Genomic DNA, 14,242 nt, shown 5'->3' with positions numbered 1-14,242 from the left:
GCCCCCATGCTCAACATCTTTACGCTGGCCAACGGCCGGCTGGTCCAGGAAGAGATCGAATCCCTGGAAGAGCTCGCGCAGTTCCAGCCCATCTGGGTCGATCTGGAATCACCCACCCTCGAAGAAAAGCGCTGGATCAAGCAGCACTACGGCCTGTCCATCCCGGAAGACGCGATGGACGAGGACATCGAGGAATCCGCCCGCTTCTACGCCGAAGACAACGGCGAGCTGCACATCCGCAGCGACTTTCTCATTGATGACGACGAAGACCCGCGCTCGGTGCGCGTCGCCTTCATCCTGAACCTGGTCAACGACTCGCTCAAGAGCAAGGGCGTGCTGTTCTCCATCCACGACGAGGACGTGCCCGTCTTCCGCCTGCTGCGCATGCGCGCACGCCGGGCACCGGGGCTGATCGAGGATGCGCGCGAGGTGCTGCTCAAGCTGTTCGACGCCGATGCCGAGTATTCGGCCGACACGCTGGAGAACATCTACGACGAGCTCAAGGAAGTCAGCACCCAGGTGCTGGCCGGCGACGTGACCGACACGCGTGCCGGCGAGGTGCTCTCGGCCATCGCGCGACAGGAAGACCTGAACGGCCGCATCCGCCGCAACGTGATGGACACGCGCCGCGCCGTGAGCTTCATGATGCGCAGCAAGATGCTGAACGCCGAGCAGTTCGAGGAAGCGCGCCAGATCCTGCGCGACATCGAATCGCTGGACAACCACACGGCCTTCCTCTTCGACAAGATCAACTTCCTGATGGACGCCACGGTCGGCTTCATCAACATCAACCAGAACAAGATCATCAAGATCTTCTCGGTGGCCAGCGTCGCGCTGCTGCCGCCCACGCTGATCGCGAGCGTGTACGGGATGAACTTCCAGTTCATGCCGGAGCTGCAGTGGGACTACGGCTATGCCTACGGCATCGCGCTGATGGTGGCGAGCGCCATCGGGCCCATGTGGTACTTCCGCAAGCGCGGCTGGTTGAAATAATCCCCCTGAGGCGCTGGCGCGCCATCCCCCCGAGGGGGACGACCCCTCAGAACGTGTTCACGATCTCGCAGGGGATCATGAACATGTTCTGAGGACCGGGGGTGCCGGATCCGTAGCGTCTGCTGGTGAAGGCACGCCCAGTGCCTGAAGCCGTCTTCGCGGGCATGCCAAGAGCCGGTGTTTTCATACCAAATCTGCCCGCAGCGCTTATTCCGCAAGCGCCACCAGCTATCCATTTCATAGCGACTGCATGAACTCGCCGATGATTTCGTCGGCGTAGCGGCTCGCGACCTCGGTGACGAAGCGGGAAAAGTCGACGTGTGCGGCGTCGTCGGCGCGGTCGGAAATGGTGCGCATGGCGGCAAAGGGCACACCGTAGTCTGCGCACACCTGGGCCACGGCGGCGCCCTCCATTTCCACGGCCAGCACATCGTGGCCGGCTTCTGAGAGGCCCTGGTGCAGAGTGCGTGCCGCAATGGCCGAGCCCACGAACACGTCGCCGCTGGCGATCAGGCCGGTATGGCGGCGCGGCGCGGCCATGCGCTGCAGACAGGCATCGGCTGCGGCCTCAAGACGCGACGTGAGTGCGGCGTCGCATTCCCAACGGGCGCGGCCATAGCCTGGCACTTCCCAGCGCGGAAAGAGCGGCGAGGCGTCCATGTCGTGCTGCACGAAGTCGCGCGCCACCACCACGTCGCCCACCGCCACGCCCTGGCCCAGGCCGCCGGCCACGCCGGTGAAGACGATGCGCGTGGCGTGGAAGCGCTCCACGAGCGCCGTGGCCGTGGTGGCAGCGGCCACCTTGCCGATGCCCGAGAGCGCGAGCACCACGACCTGGCCGTGCAGCGTGCCCTGCTGGAAGACGCGCCCGGCATGCGTGGTGCGGCTGATGGGGTACGCCGGGTCCAGCGCGGCGGCCAGCCCGGCCTGCTCGGCCGGCAGGGCGCTGAGGATGGCGGTGACGGGGCCGGCGCTCACGCCCGCTTGTCGCGCAGTTCGCGCCGCAGGATCTTGCCCACCGGCGTCTTGGGTAGTTCCGTGCGGAATTCGATCACCCGCGGCTGCTTGTAGCCCGTGAGGTTGGCCTTGCAGAATTCGCGCACGTGGGCCTCGGTCAGCTCCTCGCCGCCCGGGGCGGGCGGGCGCTTGACGATGACCAGTTTCACGGCCTCGCCCGTCTTGTCGTCGGGCACGCCCACCACGGCGCATTCCAGCACGCCGGGCATGCCGGCGACCACGTCCTCCACCTCGTTGGGATAGACGTTGAAGCCGCTGACCAGCACCATGTCCTTCTTGCGATCCACGATCTTGAAGAAGCCGCGCTCATCCATCACGCCGATGTCACCGGAGCGGAAGTAGCCGTCGGCCGTCATCACCTTGGCGGTCTCGTCGGGGCGCTGCCAGTAGCCGGCCATGACCTGCGGGCCCTTGATGGCGATCTCGCCCGCACGGCCGACGCCGGTCACCTCGCGGCCCTCATCGTCGATGAGCTTCATGTAGGTGCTGGGCAGGGGCACGCCGATGGTGCCGGTGAATTCCTTGGCCGTGATCGGGTTGCAGCTGGCCGAAGGGCTGGTCTCCGAGAGGCCGTAGCCCTCGCAGATCGGGCAGCCGGTCTTCTCGAGCCAGAGCTTGGCGACCGCGCCCTGCACCGCCATGCCGCCGCCCAGCGAAACGCGCAGGTTCTTCCAGTTCACCGTGCCGAACTGCGGGTGGTTCGCGAGGCCGTTGAACAGCGTGTTGACGGCAGGAAAGCTGTGGAAGGTGTGCTTGGACAACTCCTTCAGCACCGCTGGCAGGTCGCGCGGATTGGGAATGAGGATGGTCTTGCCGCCGGTGCGCAGCGACAGCATCATGTTCACGGTGAACGCGAAGATGTGATAGAGCGGCAGTGCGCAGACGGTGGTGGGCTGCTCGCCGGCCGGCACCCGGGCCATGGCCGGCAGGTTCCAGGCCTCGGACTGCAGCACGTTGGCGATCACATTGCGGTGCAGCAGCACGGCGCCCTTCGAGACGCCGGTGGTGCCGCCCGTGTACTGCAGCAGCGCCACGTCGTCGGGCTGCAGGCTGGGCTGGGCGAGGGGCATGCCCGCCCCCTGCGTCAGCGCGTCGTTGAAGCGCACCGCGCCGGGCAACTGGAACAGAGGCACCAGCTTCTTGACGTTGCGCACCACGTAGTTGACCACCGCGCCCTTGAGAAAACCGAGCCGGTCGCCCATCGAGGCCAGCACCACGTGCTCGACCGGCGTGTGCGCGAGACAGGACTGCAGGGTGTGCGCGAAGTTCTCGATGATGACGATGGCCTTGGCGCCTGAATCCTTGAGCTGGTGCTCCAGCTCGCGAGGCGTGTAGAGCGGGTTGACGTTGACCACCACCAGCCCCGCGCGCAGCACGGCGGCGACGGCGACCGGGTACTGCGGCACGTTGGGCATCATCAGCGCGACGCGATCGCCCTTGGCGAGGCCCAGGCTCTGGAGGTAGGCGGCGAGATCGCGGCTCTGGGCATCGGTCTCGGCATAGCTGACGTCCTTGCCCATGAAGCTATAGGCCACGCGGTCGCCATACTTGCGGAAGGACTCCTCCATCAGCGCCACCAGGGAAGCGTATTGCGAAGGATCGATGTCGGCAGGCACGCCAGGGGGGTAGCTGCCGAGCCAGGTGCGGTCATTCATGTCCATTGTCTCCAGGTAGATTCCCGGCGCCGTCACGCCGGAGGTTGGTCACCTGACCGTTGCCGAGTCGAATTCAGCACGATCGTTCTTTTTTTCGGATTATGCCCTCTCCACCTGCAATTCAGGCCTTGAGCGCGGCGAGCACCTCGTCCAGCATCTTGCGGGCATCGCCGAAGAGCATGCGGTTGTTCTCCTTGTAGAAGAGCGGGTTGTCCACGCCGGCATAGCCCGAGGCCATGGAGCGCTTCATCACGATGGAATGCCCGGCCTTCCACACCTCCAGCACCGGCATGCCGGCGATGGGGCTGGCCGGGTCGTCCTGCGCCGCGGGGTTCACGATGTCGTTGGCTCCGATGACGATGGCCACGTCGGTAGCGGGGAAGTCGGCGTTGATCTCGTCCATCTCCATCACGATGTCGTAAGGCACCTTGGCCTCGGCCAGCAGCACGTTCATATGGCCCGGCATGCGGCCCGCCACGGGGTGGATGGCAAAGCGCACCTGCACGCCCCGGCCGCGCAGCGTCCTGACGATCTCATTGACCGTGTGCTGCGCCTGGGCCACGGCCATGCCGTAGCCGGGCACGATGACGACGCTGCGGGCCTCGCGCAGCATCTCGGCCGTTTCGGCAGCCGTCACGGGCACCACATCGCCCTGCGGCTCGGCGCCCTGGGCTGCAGGCGCCGCGCCGCCGCCCGTGCCGAAGCCGCCCGCAATCACGCTCAGGAAATTGCGGTTCATCGCATTGCACATGATGTAGCTGAGGATGGCGCCCGAGGAGCCCACCAGCGCGCCGGTGACGATCAGCAGGTCGTTGCCCAGCATGAAACCCGTGGCCGCCGCCGCCCAGCCGGAATAGCTGTTGAGCATGGAGACCACGACCGGCATGTCGGCCCCGCCGATGGCCATCACCATGTGCACGCCGAACAGCAGCGCGATGGCCGTCATCACCGCCAGCGGCAGCATGCCATCGGCCACCGAGCCGGCCTGCAGGAAGGCCCGGCCGAACCACACCACCACCAGCAGCGCGGCCAGGTTGAGCCAGTGGCGACCCGGCAGCAGCAGCGGCTTGCCGCCGATACGGCCGTTGAGCTTGCCGAAGGCGACGAGCGAGCCCGAGAAGGTGACGGCGCCGATGAGGATGCCGACGTAGATCTCCACCTCGTGGATGGCCTTTTCGGCGCCGGCCAACGGCATGGAGGTGTCCACGTAGCTCGCGAAGCCCACCAGGCAGGCCGCCAGGCCGACCAGGCTGTGCATGAGCGCCACCAGCTCGGGCATCTGCGTCATCTTCACGGCCCGGGCGGCGTAGAGGCCGACACCGCCGCCGATGGCCAGCGCGCCGACGATCCAGGCGATGCCCGTGGCCCCGACCCGCGGGCCGAACACCGTAGCCAGCACGGCGAGCGCCATGCCGGCCATGCCGAAGAGGTTGCCGCGGCGCGCGGTTTCGGGGTTGGACAGTCCGCCCAGGCTCAGGACGAACAGAATGGCGGCGCCGAGATAGGCCACCGTGGCGAGGTTGTGGGACATGGTGCGGTGCTCCTCGTCGTGGCTGCCGTTATTTCTGGAACATGGCCAGCATGCGCCGCGTGACCGCGAAGCCGCCAAACATGTTGACGGCCGTGAGCACCAGGGCGGCGAAGGCCAGCCAGAGGATCAGCCCGTCCGGGCGCCCGTTGGCCGCAGCCTGCGGCGGCGCGATCTGCACCAGGGCGCCGATGGCGATGATGCTGGAGATCGCGTTGGTCACGCTCATGAGCGGCGTGTGCAGCGCGGGCGTGACGTTCCACACCACCATGTAGCCGATGAAGCAGGCCAGCACGAACACCGTGAAGTGCCCCAGGAAGGCCGCCGGCGCATGGGCGCCGATGAACCAGAAGGCCACGGCGGCGACGGCGAACAGGAGGGCCAGCGTCTTCGCCGGGAGCGGGCCGGCGCTGCCATGGCCGTGGCCGCCTGCCTTCTTCTCGGCCACGGGGGCCGCCGCGGGCCTGGCGGCGGCCGGTGCCGGCGCGGCCTTGAGCGGCGGCGCGGGCCAGGTGATCTCGCCCCCCTTGACGACGGTGAGGCCGCGGATAGCGTCGTCCTCCATGTTGACCACCGCCACCCCGTCCTTGGCCTTGCAGAGTTCCTCGGCCAGGCGCAGCAGGTTGGTCGCATAGAGCGTGGACGACTGCTTGGCCAGGCGCGAGGGCAGATCCGTGAAGCCGATGATGGTCACCCCGTGCCGCACCACGGCTTCGCCGGGCACGGTGAGCTCGCAGTTGCCGCCCTGCTCGGCCGCCATGTCCACGATGACGCTGCCGGGCTTCATGCCCTGCACCATCTCGGCGGTGATGAGCTTCGGGGCCGGCTTGCCGGGGATGAGCGCGGTGGTGATGATGATGTCCGCGTCGCGGGCCTGCTCGGCGTACATCCGCCGCTGCGCGGCCTGGAAGCCCTCGCTCATGACCTTGGCGTAGCCGCCGCCGCCTGCGCCGTCCTCCTCGTAGTCCACCTTCACGAACTCGCCGCCCAGCGACCTGACCTGGTCGGCCACCTCGGCACGCGTGTCGTTGGCACGCACGATGGCGCCCAGGTTGGCCGCCGTGCCGATGGCAGCGAGGCCCGCCACCCCGGCCCCGGCGATGAAGACCTTGGCCGGCGGCACCTTGCCCGCGGCGGTGATCTGGCCGTTGAAATAGCGCCCGAAGGCGTTGGCGGCCTCGATCACGGCGCGGTAGCCGGACACGCCCGCGGTGGAGGTGAGCGCATCCATCTTCTGCGCCCGGCTCAACGTGCGCGGCAGGCAGTCGATGGCGAGCACCGTGGCCTGCCTGGCGGCCAGCTGCGCCATGAGTTCCGGGTGCTGTGCCGGCCAGACGAAGCCCACCAGCAGGCCGCCCGGGCGCATCAGCGCCACTTCGGCGGCGCTGGGCGGGCGCACTTTGAAGACGATATCCGAGGCGGCCCAGAGGGCTGCGGCATCGGGCAGCACCTCGGCGCCAGCGGCACGGTAGGCGTCATCGCTGCAGTGCGCGGCCTCGCCGGCACCGGCCTCGACGGCGACCGAGAAGCCCAGCGCCACGAGTTTCTGGACCACTTCGGGCACCGTCGCCACGCGCTTTTCGCCGGCAAAGGTTTCGCGCGGCACGCCGATGCGCTGCGCTGTCGGGCTGGGGCTCGCCTGCATGGGAAGTCTCCTGGAGTGTCGCCATGAATCTCCGGGCAACACGCCAGACGTGCCACCCACCGCGTCAACCGGCGGCCAGCTTACATGAAGTCACATTCCGCCCCGTCCCGCAGGCGCTAAGGCCGATGCGAAGGCCCACAACGCAAAACCGGCAGCGCGCGGCTGCCGGTCTGGCGGGGAGGGAAACGCGATGCGATCAGTTCACGATCTGCGACAGCTCGCCCTTCACGTAGCGCTCTGCCATGACCTGCAGGGTGTGGCCCTTGATCTTGGCTCCCTGGCCTTCGCAGCCGAATTCGATGTAGCGCTGCTTGCAGACCTGCTTGGCGGCTTCGCGGGCGGGCTTGAGCCACTCGCGGGCGTCGAACTTGTCAGGGTTCTCGGCCAGGAACTTGCGCACCGCGCCAGTCATGGCGAGGCGGATGTCGGTGTCGATGTTGATCTTGCGCACGCCGTACTTGATGGCTTCCTGGATCTCCTCGACCGGCACGCCGTAGGTTTCCTTCATCTTGCCGCCGTACTGGTTGATGATCGCCAGCAGTTCGGCGGGCACCGACGAGGAGCCGTGCATCACCAGGTGGGTGTTGGGGATGCGGGCGTGGATTTCCTTCACGCGGCTGATGGCAAGGATGTCGCCCGTGGGCTTGCGGCTGAACTTGTAGGCGCCGTGGCTGGTGCCGATGGCGATGGCCAGCGCGTCGAGCTGCGTGGCCTTGACGAAGGTGGCGGCCTCTTCGGGATCGGTCAGCATCTGGCTGTGGTCCAGCTTGCCCACGGCGCCGATGCCGTCTTCCTCGCCGGCGTCGCCGGTCTCGAGGTTGCCCAGGCAGCCGAGTTCGCCTTCGACCGTCGCGCCGACCTTGTGGGCCATGTCCACGACCTTACGGGTGACGTCGACGTTGTAGTCGAACGACGACGGCGTCTTGCCGTCGGACATCAGGGAGCCGTCCATCATCACCGAGCCGAAGCCCAGGTTCAGGGCGCCCTGGCACACCTCGGGACTGGTGCCGTGGTCCTGGTGCATCACCAGGGGGATGTGGGGGTACATCTCGGCAGCGGCCAGGATCAGGTGCTTGATGAAGGGCTCGCCGGCGTACTTGCGGGCGCCTGCGCTGGCCTGCAGGATGACCGGGGCGCCCACTTCGTCCGCGGCGGACATCACGGCCTGGACCTGCTCCAGGTTGTTCACGTTGAAGGCGGGAATGCCGTAGCTGTGTTCAGCGGCATGGTCGAGCAGTTCGCGCATCGAGACGAGAGGCATGGGTCAGATCCGTTCAGAGTGGGAAAGAAGGAAGGGCTCTGGGAGCCGGTGCAGTATGGCCGCACGGCGCCTGTAACCGCTTGGTAACCACTGATTTTACTGCCCCGCCGTGTCGGCGGAAACGCCGAAAGTGAGGCGATAGCAGGTGGTGAAAGGCGCGGGCGCCGGAGCGGACCCGAACCGCCCGCCATGCACGCGAGCCACGCGGGTCACGATCTCGTGGCCCAGGTGCAGGCTGTCCACTGCGCCGGCACAAGGCGCGGCGCCCGCTCGGGCCCCATCGTCGCATACCTGCAGCCAGGCGGCCCTGCCGCCCTCAGCGTCGGCATCCGTGGCGGGGCCGGCCTGCACCTCGATGCAGGTACCTGCAGGCGTGTGGCGCAGCGCGTTTTCGATCAGGTTGCGCAAGGCCAGCTCCAGCAGCACGGCGTTGCCCTGCACCTGCACCGGCGCATCGATCACGATGGCGATGCTGCCGCCGTGCTCCCAGGCCGCCTGCGCGTAGTCGGCGCCCACGCTGCGCGCCAGCGCGGCCAGGTCCACCGGCGCGGCCACTTCCTGCAGGCGGGTGCGGCTGGTGCGCGCCAGCGCCAGCAGCTGGTGCAGCACATGGCCGGCGCGCAGCGCCTGCTTGCCGATGCTGTCCAGCGCCGCCGCCTGCTGGTCGGCCGGCAGCCCCCGCGCCAGCGCATCGGCATGGAGCACGATGGACGATAGCGGCGTGCGCAGCTCGTGTGCCACCTCGTTGGCCAGCCGGCGTTCGCGTGCCAGCAGCACCTGCTGGCGGTCCAGCAGCGTGTTGATGGAGGCGACCACCGGCGCGAATTCGCGCAGCGGCACCCGCGCGGCGAGCCGCTGCGCGCCCGACACGTCGAGCGCGGCCACGTCGTCCGACAGGGTGTAGAGGGGGCGCAGACCGCTGCGCACGGCCAGGCCCAGCACCAGCGCCACCACGGGCAGCAGCCAGAGTCCGGGCAGCACCATCTGCCCGGCGATGTCCTGGGCCAGCGCATCGCGCTCCTGGACTTCGAGCAGCACCATGACCTTGCGGTCACCCGCCTGGCTCCACTGCGCGAAGCCGCGCCAGGTGCCGCGCTCGCCCTCCGGCTCGAATTCGGAAAAGCCGAGCGGCGTGTCGAAGGGCGGCAGCGGCGCTGCGCCGGTGCGCGTGAGCAGCCGGCCTTCGGCATCCCACATCGCCACGCCCAGGGACTGCTGGTAGTCGTGCGCCTTCAGCCTAGGCAGCCGGGTGCGCTGGGTGGTGCGCGCGGCGTCCACGGCGGCGCCTGGCTCCAGGTTGAGCAGCAGCGCCGCCACGCTGGCCAGATGGCCGTCCGTCAGCTCGTCGGCTTCCTGCACGCCGGTCTGGTAGGCCATGGCGACGAAGCTGGCCCAGACCACGACCAGCGCGCCCAGCGTGCCGCACAGCAGGCGCCAGGTCAGCGAGGGCTGGCGCCTGGCCGACACGGAGTCCGGGCGGCGGGCTGCTGGTTCGGAAGATGCGTCGGCCATGGATCTCACTCCGCGGGGATGAAGTAGCCCACGCCGCGCATGGTCACGATGCGCTCGTTGCCCAGCTTGCGGCGCAGGTGGTGGATATGGACCTCGACGGCGTTGCTCTCCACCACGGTCTGCCAGTTATAGAGACGCTCTTCGATCTGCTGGCGCGAGAGCACCCGGCCGCGCGACTCCAGCAGCACCAGCAGCACCGAGAATTCGCGCGGCGACATCTCCACCAGCTGGCCGGCGCGGCGCACGGTGCGCGCGGCCGGGTCCACCTCCAGGTCGCCGTGACACAGGGTGGGTGCAGCCCGGCCGGCCGAGCGCCGCAACAAGGCGCGCAACCGGGCCTCCAGTTCATCGACATCGAAGGGCTTGACCAGGTAGTCGTCGGCGCCCAGGTCCAGCCCGGCAATGCGCTGGCGCACCTGGTCGCGCGCGGTGAGGATCAGCACCGGCGTGGCCGGATCCGGCAGGTGGGCGGCGCTCGCCGCGCCGACTTGCGCCGTGGCGCGCAGGCGCTGCAGCAACTCGCCGCCGTCGCCATCGGGCAGCCCCAGATCCAGCAGCACGGCGGAGAAGGACTCCGCACACAACGCGCTCCACGCGCTCGCGAGACGGTCGCACACGTCCACCGCATAGCCACGCTGCTGGAGCGTGGCGCTCAGGCCGGCGGCAATGCCGGCATCGTCTTCGACCACGAGGATTCGCATGCGGCGATTGTGCTTGCGAATGCCGTCTGGCCCGTGCCATAAGAAGCCGTTAAGCCGGCCGGGCTATGGTGCGCGGCCATGATGCCCCCCGCCCCGCCGCCGCCCCTTGCCGCCCTGACGCTGCGCTCGCGTTTCCAGCGCCTTCCGCACATCGACGGAGCGCTGCTGGCCATTCTGGCGGGGGCCGCGTTGCTCGCACTCTGGGACTCGACCGGCCTGGACCTCACGCTCGCCCGCTGGTTCGGCTCGGCCAACGGCTTTCCGCTGCGGGATGTCTGGCTGTACTCGCGCCTGCTGCACGACGACGCGCGTCTGCTGGGCTGGGTCATCGCCACGGCGTTGATCGTGGGGGTCTGGCTGCCCTGGGGACCGCTGCGCCGCATTGATCTGGAGCGCCGCGTGGCGCTGGCCGTGGCACTGCTGCTATCGCTGGCGGTGGTGTCGATCGCCAAGCGGCTGAACCACACCAGCTGCCCCTGGGACCTGGCGGAGTTCGGTGGCGTAGCGCGCTACGTATCCCACTGGCGCTGGGGCGTGACCGACGGCGGCAGCGGCCACTGTTTTCCCGGAGGCCATGCGTCGGCCGGCTTCGGCTTCCTGGCGCTCTACTTCGCCTGGCGCGACGACGCGCCGCGGCTGGCGCGCATCTGCCTGGTGGCGGCCCTGGCGGGCGGCTTCGCGCTGGGCTGGGTGCAGCAGGTGCGCGGCGCGCATTTCATGAGCCACAACCTCTGGACCGCCTGGCTGTGCTGGACCACGGTCTGGGCCGTGGATGCGGGGCGCCAACGCTTCTTCGCGTCGCCGCGGCCGGCAGGCGCCGGCATGCCGGCCGCCTGAGAACCCGCACGGCAACGGTGCAGCTGCCGGCTCAGTTCGCCCGGCAGATCTTGAGCATGTTGGTGCCGCCCGGCGCGCCCATGGGCTCGCCGCAGGTGATGACGTAGAGATCGCCCTGCTGCACGATGTTGCGGGTCTTGAGGTGGCCTTCGGCCTGCTCCAGCGCGGTGTCGCGGTCGGCGCTGGTGTCCATCAGCAGCGGGCGCACGTTGCGGTACATCGCCATCTTGCGCTGCGTGGCCACCTTGGGGGTGAGCGCGTAGATCGGGATGTGGATGCGGTGGCGGCTCATCCAGAGCGCGGTGGAGCCGCTGTCGGTCAGCGCCACCAGCGCCTTGGCACCCAGGTGGTGGGCCGTGAACAGCGCGCCCATGGCGATGGACTGGTCGATGCGGCCCAGCGTCTGGCCGATGAAGTCGGAATCGCGCTCGGGATCTTCGGCGGCCTCGGCGGCGGCGCAGATCTTGGCCATCTCCTCCACCGTCTCCAGCGGGTAGCGGCCGGCGGCGGTTTCGGCGCTGAGCATCACGGCGTCGGTGCCGTCGAGCACGGCGTTGGCCACGTCGCTCACCTCGGCACGGGTCGGCACGGCGTTGGTGATCATGCTCTCCATCATCTGCGTGGCGGTGATGACGACCCGGTCCATGTCGCGCGCCATGCGGATCATCTTCTTCTGCAGCGCGGGCACGGCGGCGTTGCCCACCTCCACGGCCAGGTCGCCGCGCGCCACCATGATGCCGTCGGACACGCGCAGGATCTCTTCGAGCAGCGGCACGGCCTCGGCGCGCTCGATCTTGGCGATCAGGCCCGGGCGGTGGCGGTATTCGGCCGCCGCCACGTTGCACAGCTGGCGCGCCATTTCCATGTCGGTGGCGTTCTTGGGAAAGCTCACTGCCACGTAGTCGGCCTGGAAGCTCATGGCGGTCTTGATGTCCTCCATGTCCTTGGCCGTGAGCGCGGGCGCGGTGAGGCCGCCGCCCTGCTTGTTGATGCCCTTGTTGTTGGAGAGCTCACCGCCGATCTTCACCGTGGTGTGCACGGCCTCGCCGCGCACCGCATCGACGACCAGCACGATCAGTCCGTCGTTGAGCAGCAGCACGTCGCCGGCCTTCACGTCGCGCGGCAGCTCCTTGTAATCGAGGCCCACACCGTTCAGGTCGCCCGGCTCGGTGCGCGATGCGTCCAGCACGAAGGGCTGGCCCGCCTGCAGCATCACACGGCCTTCGGCGAACTTGCCCACGCGGATCTTGGGGCCCTGGAGGTCGGCCATGATGGCCACTTCGCGGCCGGCACGCTGCGCGGCCTCGCGCACGGCGGCGGCGCGGTCGATGTGGTCCTGCGCCTTGCCGTGGCTGAAGTTCAGCCGCACCACGTTGACGCCGGCGCGGATCATGCGCTCCAGCAGCTGCGGGTCGCTCGAGGCGGGGCCCAGGGTGGCGACGATCTTGGTGGCGCGGCGGATCTGCATGCGTTGTCTCTCTTTCTTTATGGGATGGCATGGAACGCGGTCTTGTAACCGCGTTTCAATTCTGGCACGACGCCGGTTACATGCCAGTTTCATGCGGCATGGCGCGGCCCGGGCCAGTTCCGCGCACCGCGAACTGCCCCCGGATCACTCAACGCATCAGCGCTTCGATCTCTTCCGCCCGCACCGGCACGCCCCGGGTAATCAGCTCGCAGCCGGTCTCGGTGACGATGGCGTCGTCCTCGATGCGGATGCCGATGTGGTGGAAGGCCTCGGGCACGCCGGGCGCGGGGCGCACGTAGAGGCCGGGCTCGATGGTCAGCACCATGCCCGGGCGCAGGATGCGGCTGGGGCGGTTGGTGATGGTCTCGCCCGAGAGCGGGTCGCGCCGCTCGCTGGTCTGGCCGATCTCGGTGGGTTCCACGTAGCTGCCGCAGTCGTGCACGTCCATGCCCAGCCAGTGGCCGGTGCGGTGCATGTAGAACGGGAAATAGGCCCGCTTTTCGATCACGTCCTGCACGGTGCCCACCTTGTTCCTGTCGAGCAGGCCCAAATCCAGCAGCCCCTGCGACAGCACGGCCACGGTGGCGTCGTGCGGGTCGTTGAAGCGGGCGCCGGCCCGGGTGGCGGCCACGGCCGCTTCCTGGCTGGCCAGCACCAGGTCGTAGAGCGCGCGCTGCGGGCCGGTGAAGCGGCCATCGGCCGGGAAGGTGCGGGTGATGTCGCTGGCGTAGCCGTCGAGCTCGCAGCCGGCGTCGATCAGCACCAGCTCGCCCGCGCGCACCGGGGCGGCGTCGGCGCGGTAGTGCAGCACGCAGGCATTGGCGCCGGCCGCGACGATGGAGTTGTACGCCACGGCCTGCGAGCCCTGGCGGCGGAATTCGTGCAGCAGCTCGGCGTCGAGGTGGTATTCGCGCACGTCCTCGCCGGCGCGCAGCATGCGGGCGCTGCACTGCATGGCGCGGATGTGGGCCTGGGCACTGATGGCGGCAGCGCGGCGCATCACGTCCTGCTCGTAGGCATCCTTCACCAGCCGCATCTCGTCCAGCAGCGTGCAGAGGTCGCCCTGCTCGCCCGGGCAGAGCGCGCCGAAGCGCACCCGCGCCCGCACCTTGCCGAGCCAGCCTTCCACGCGGGCGGCCAGGCCCTCATGCGTGGCGAAGGGGAACCAGACGCGGCTGCGGTTTTCCAGCAGGCGCGGCAGCTGCGATTCCAGCGTGGCCGACGAGTGCGCGGCATCCACGCCCAGGGCGGCGATGGCGGCCTCGGGGCCCAGGCGGTAGCCGTCCCATATCTCGCGCTCCAGATCCTTGGGCTGGCAGAACAGCGTGCTGGTGCCGTCCGCAGCCAGCACCAGGCAGGCGCCGGGCTCGGTGAAGCCGGTCAAGTAATAGAAGTAACTGTCGTGCCGGTAAAGAAAGTCGCTGTCGCGGTTGCGCGCGCTTTCCTTGGCCGTGGGGACGATGGCGATGCCGCCTTCACCCAGCTGCGAGGCGAGGCGGGCGCGGCGCTGGGCATAGAGCGCGGTGTTCGGCAGGGGGGTCATTCGCGCATTTTGGATCGAACGAAAGGCCCGCCCGGTGCCGAGGTGTCCACTTTACATTTCGCTGCAATCGCGGGCGATGGAT

The 14,242-nt window shown here is 68.8% G+C and carries 11 protein-coding genes; 2 read left to right on the top strand and 9 right to left on the bottom strand.

The features are described 5' to 3' along the window. Positions 1-6 precede the first annotated feature (6 nt). Positions 7-993 carry a magnesium/cobalt transporter CorA gene (gene corA / locus AC3A84_RS03590; protein WP_487968373.1) on the top strand — a complete coding sequence of 329 codons (987 nt, stop codon included), beginning with the start codon at positions 7-9 and terminating at the stop codon, positions 991-993. A 237-nt stretch (positions 994-1,230) separates the two neighbouring features. Here corA and AC3A84_RS03585 read toward each other — a convergent pair whose 3' ends face one another. The 7 genes from AC3A84_RS03585 to AC3A84_RS03555 form a co-directional block, all read right to left on the bottom strand. Next, the gene (locus AC3A84_RS03585; protein ID WP_487968372.1) at positions 1,231-1,971 is read right to left on the bottom strand and encodes a 5'-methylthioadenosine/adenosylhomocysteine nucleosidase; all 741 of its coding nucleotides are present in this window, start codon (positions 1,969-1,971) and stop codon (positions 1,231-1,233) included. Continuing rightward, on the bottom strand, positions 1,968-3,665 hold the full coding sequence (locus tag AC3A84_RS03580; RefSeq protein ID WP_487968370.1) for a long-chain-fatty-acid--CoA ligase: 1,698 nt from the start codon (positions 3,663-3,665) through the stop codon (positions 1,968-1,970). Before AC3A84_RS03580 ends, AC3A84_RS03585 begins: the two co-directional genes overlap by 4 nt. Before the next feature lie 121 nt (positions 3,666-3,786). Further along, positions 3,787-5,196 carry a Re/Si-specific NAD(P)(+) transhydrogenase subunit beta gene (gene pntB / locus AC3A84_RS03575; protein ID WP_487968369.1) on the bottom strand — a complete coding sequence of 470 codons (1,410 nt, stop codon included), beginning with the start codon at positions 5,194-5,196 and terminating at the stop codon, positions 3,787-3,789. Between the two features lie 28 nt (positions 5,197-5,224). After that, positions 5,225-6,838 carry a Re/Si-specific NAD(P)(+) transhydrogenase subunit alpha gene (locus tag AC3A84_RS03570; RefSeq protein WP_487968368.1) on the bottom strand — a complete coding sequence of 538 codons (1,614 nt, stop codon included), beginning with the start codon at positions 6,836-6,838 and terminating at the stop codon, positions 5,225-5,227. 196 nt (positions 6,839-7,034) lie between these two features. Beyond that, positions 7,035-8,099 carry a class II fructose-bisphosphate aldolase gene (fba, locus tag AC3A84_RS03565; RefSeq protein ID WP_487968367.1) on the bottom strand — a complete coding sequence of 355 codons (1,065 nt, stop codon included), beginning with the start codon at positions 8,097-8,099 and terminating at the stop codon, positions 7,035-7,037. Positions 8,100-8,195: 96 nt separating this feature from the next. Next, entirely contained in the window at positions 8,196-9,611 is a 1,416-nt protein-coding gene (locus AC3A84_RS03560; protein WP_487968366.1) for a histidine kinase dimerization/phospho-acceptor domain-containing protein, read from the bottom strand. Between the two features lie 5 nt (positions 9,612-9,616). Next, positions 9,617-10,312, bottom strand: coding sequence for a response regulator (locus AC3A84_RS03555; RefSeq protein WP_487968365.1), 696 nt, complete (start codon positions 10,310-10,312; stop codon positions 9,617-9,619). 78 nt (positions 10,313-10,390) lie between these two features. On the opposite strand from AC3A84_RS03555, the gene AC3A84_RS03550 reads away from it, so the two are divergent. Then, positions 10,391-11,149, top strand: coding sequence for a phosphatase PAP2 family protein (locus tag AC3A84_RS03550; protein ID WP_487968364.1), 759 nt, complete (start codon positions 10,391-10,393; stop codon positions 11,147-11,149). A gap of 31 nt (positions 11,150-11,180) precedes the next feature. Here AC3A84_RS03550 and pyk read toward each other — a convergent pair whose 3' ends face one another. Then, positions 11,181-12,617: a pyruvate kinase gene (gene pyk / locus AC3A84_RS03545; RefSeq protein WP_288508958.1), complete on the bottom strand. Its 1,437-nt coding sequence runs from the start codon at positions 12,615-12,617 to the stop codon at positions 11,181-11,183. A 148-nt stretch (positions 12,618-12,765) separates the two neighbouring features. Next, positions 12,766-14,160, bottom strand: a complete 1,395-nt coding sequence (locus AC3A84_RS03540; RefSeq protein WP_487968363.1) for an aminopeptidase P N-terminal domain-containing protein — start codon at positions 14,158-14,160, stop codon at positions 12,766-12,768. Positions 14,161-14,242 lie beyond the last annotated feature (82 nt).

Source organism: Paracidovorax sp. (genome assembly GCF_057642795.1).
This window is presented reverse-complemented; position numbering and strand designations above follow the sequence as displayed.

Coding starts and splice junctions, on each gene's coding strand:
- AC3A84_RS03570 (WP_487968368.1), bottom strand. CDS start 6,838: ATGCAGGCGAGCCCCAGCCCGACAGCGCAGCGCATCGGCGTGCCGCGC.
- AC3A84_RS03540 (WP_487968363.1), bottom strand. CDS start 14,160: ATGACCCCCCTGCCGAACACCGCGCTCTATGCCCAGCGCCGCGCCCGC.
- pntB (WP_487968369.1), bottom strand. CDS start 5,196: ATGTCCCACAACCTCGCCACGGTGGCCTATCTCGGCGCCGCCATTCTG.
- AC3A84_RS03560 (WP_487968366.1), bottom strand. CDS start 9,611: ATGGCCGACGCATCTTCCGAACCAGCAGCCCGCCGCCCGGACTCCGTG.
- pyk (WP_288508958.1), bottom strand. CDS start 12,617: ATGCAGATCCGCCGCGCCACCAAGATCGTCGCCACCCTGGGCCCCGCC.
- fba (WP_487968367.1), bottom strand. CDS start 8,099: ATGCCTCTCGTCTCGATGCGCGAACTGCTCGACCATGCCGCTGAACAC.
- AC3A84_RS03580 (WP_487968370.1), bottom strand. CDS start 3,665: ATGAATGACCGCACCTGGCTCGGCAGCTACCCCCCTGGCGTGCCTGCC.
- corA (WP_487968373.1), top strand. CDS start 7: ATGCTCAACATCTTTACGCTGGCCAACGGCCGGCTGGTCCAGGAAGAG.
- AC3A84_RS03555 (WP_487968365.1), bottom strand. CDS start 10,312: ATGCGAATCCTCGTGGTCGAAGACGATGCCGGCATTGCCGCCGGCCTG.
- AC3A84_RS03550 (WP_487968364.1), top strand. CDS start 10,391: ATGATGCCCCCCGCCCCGCCGCCGCCCCTTGCCGCCCTGACGCTGCGC.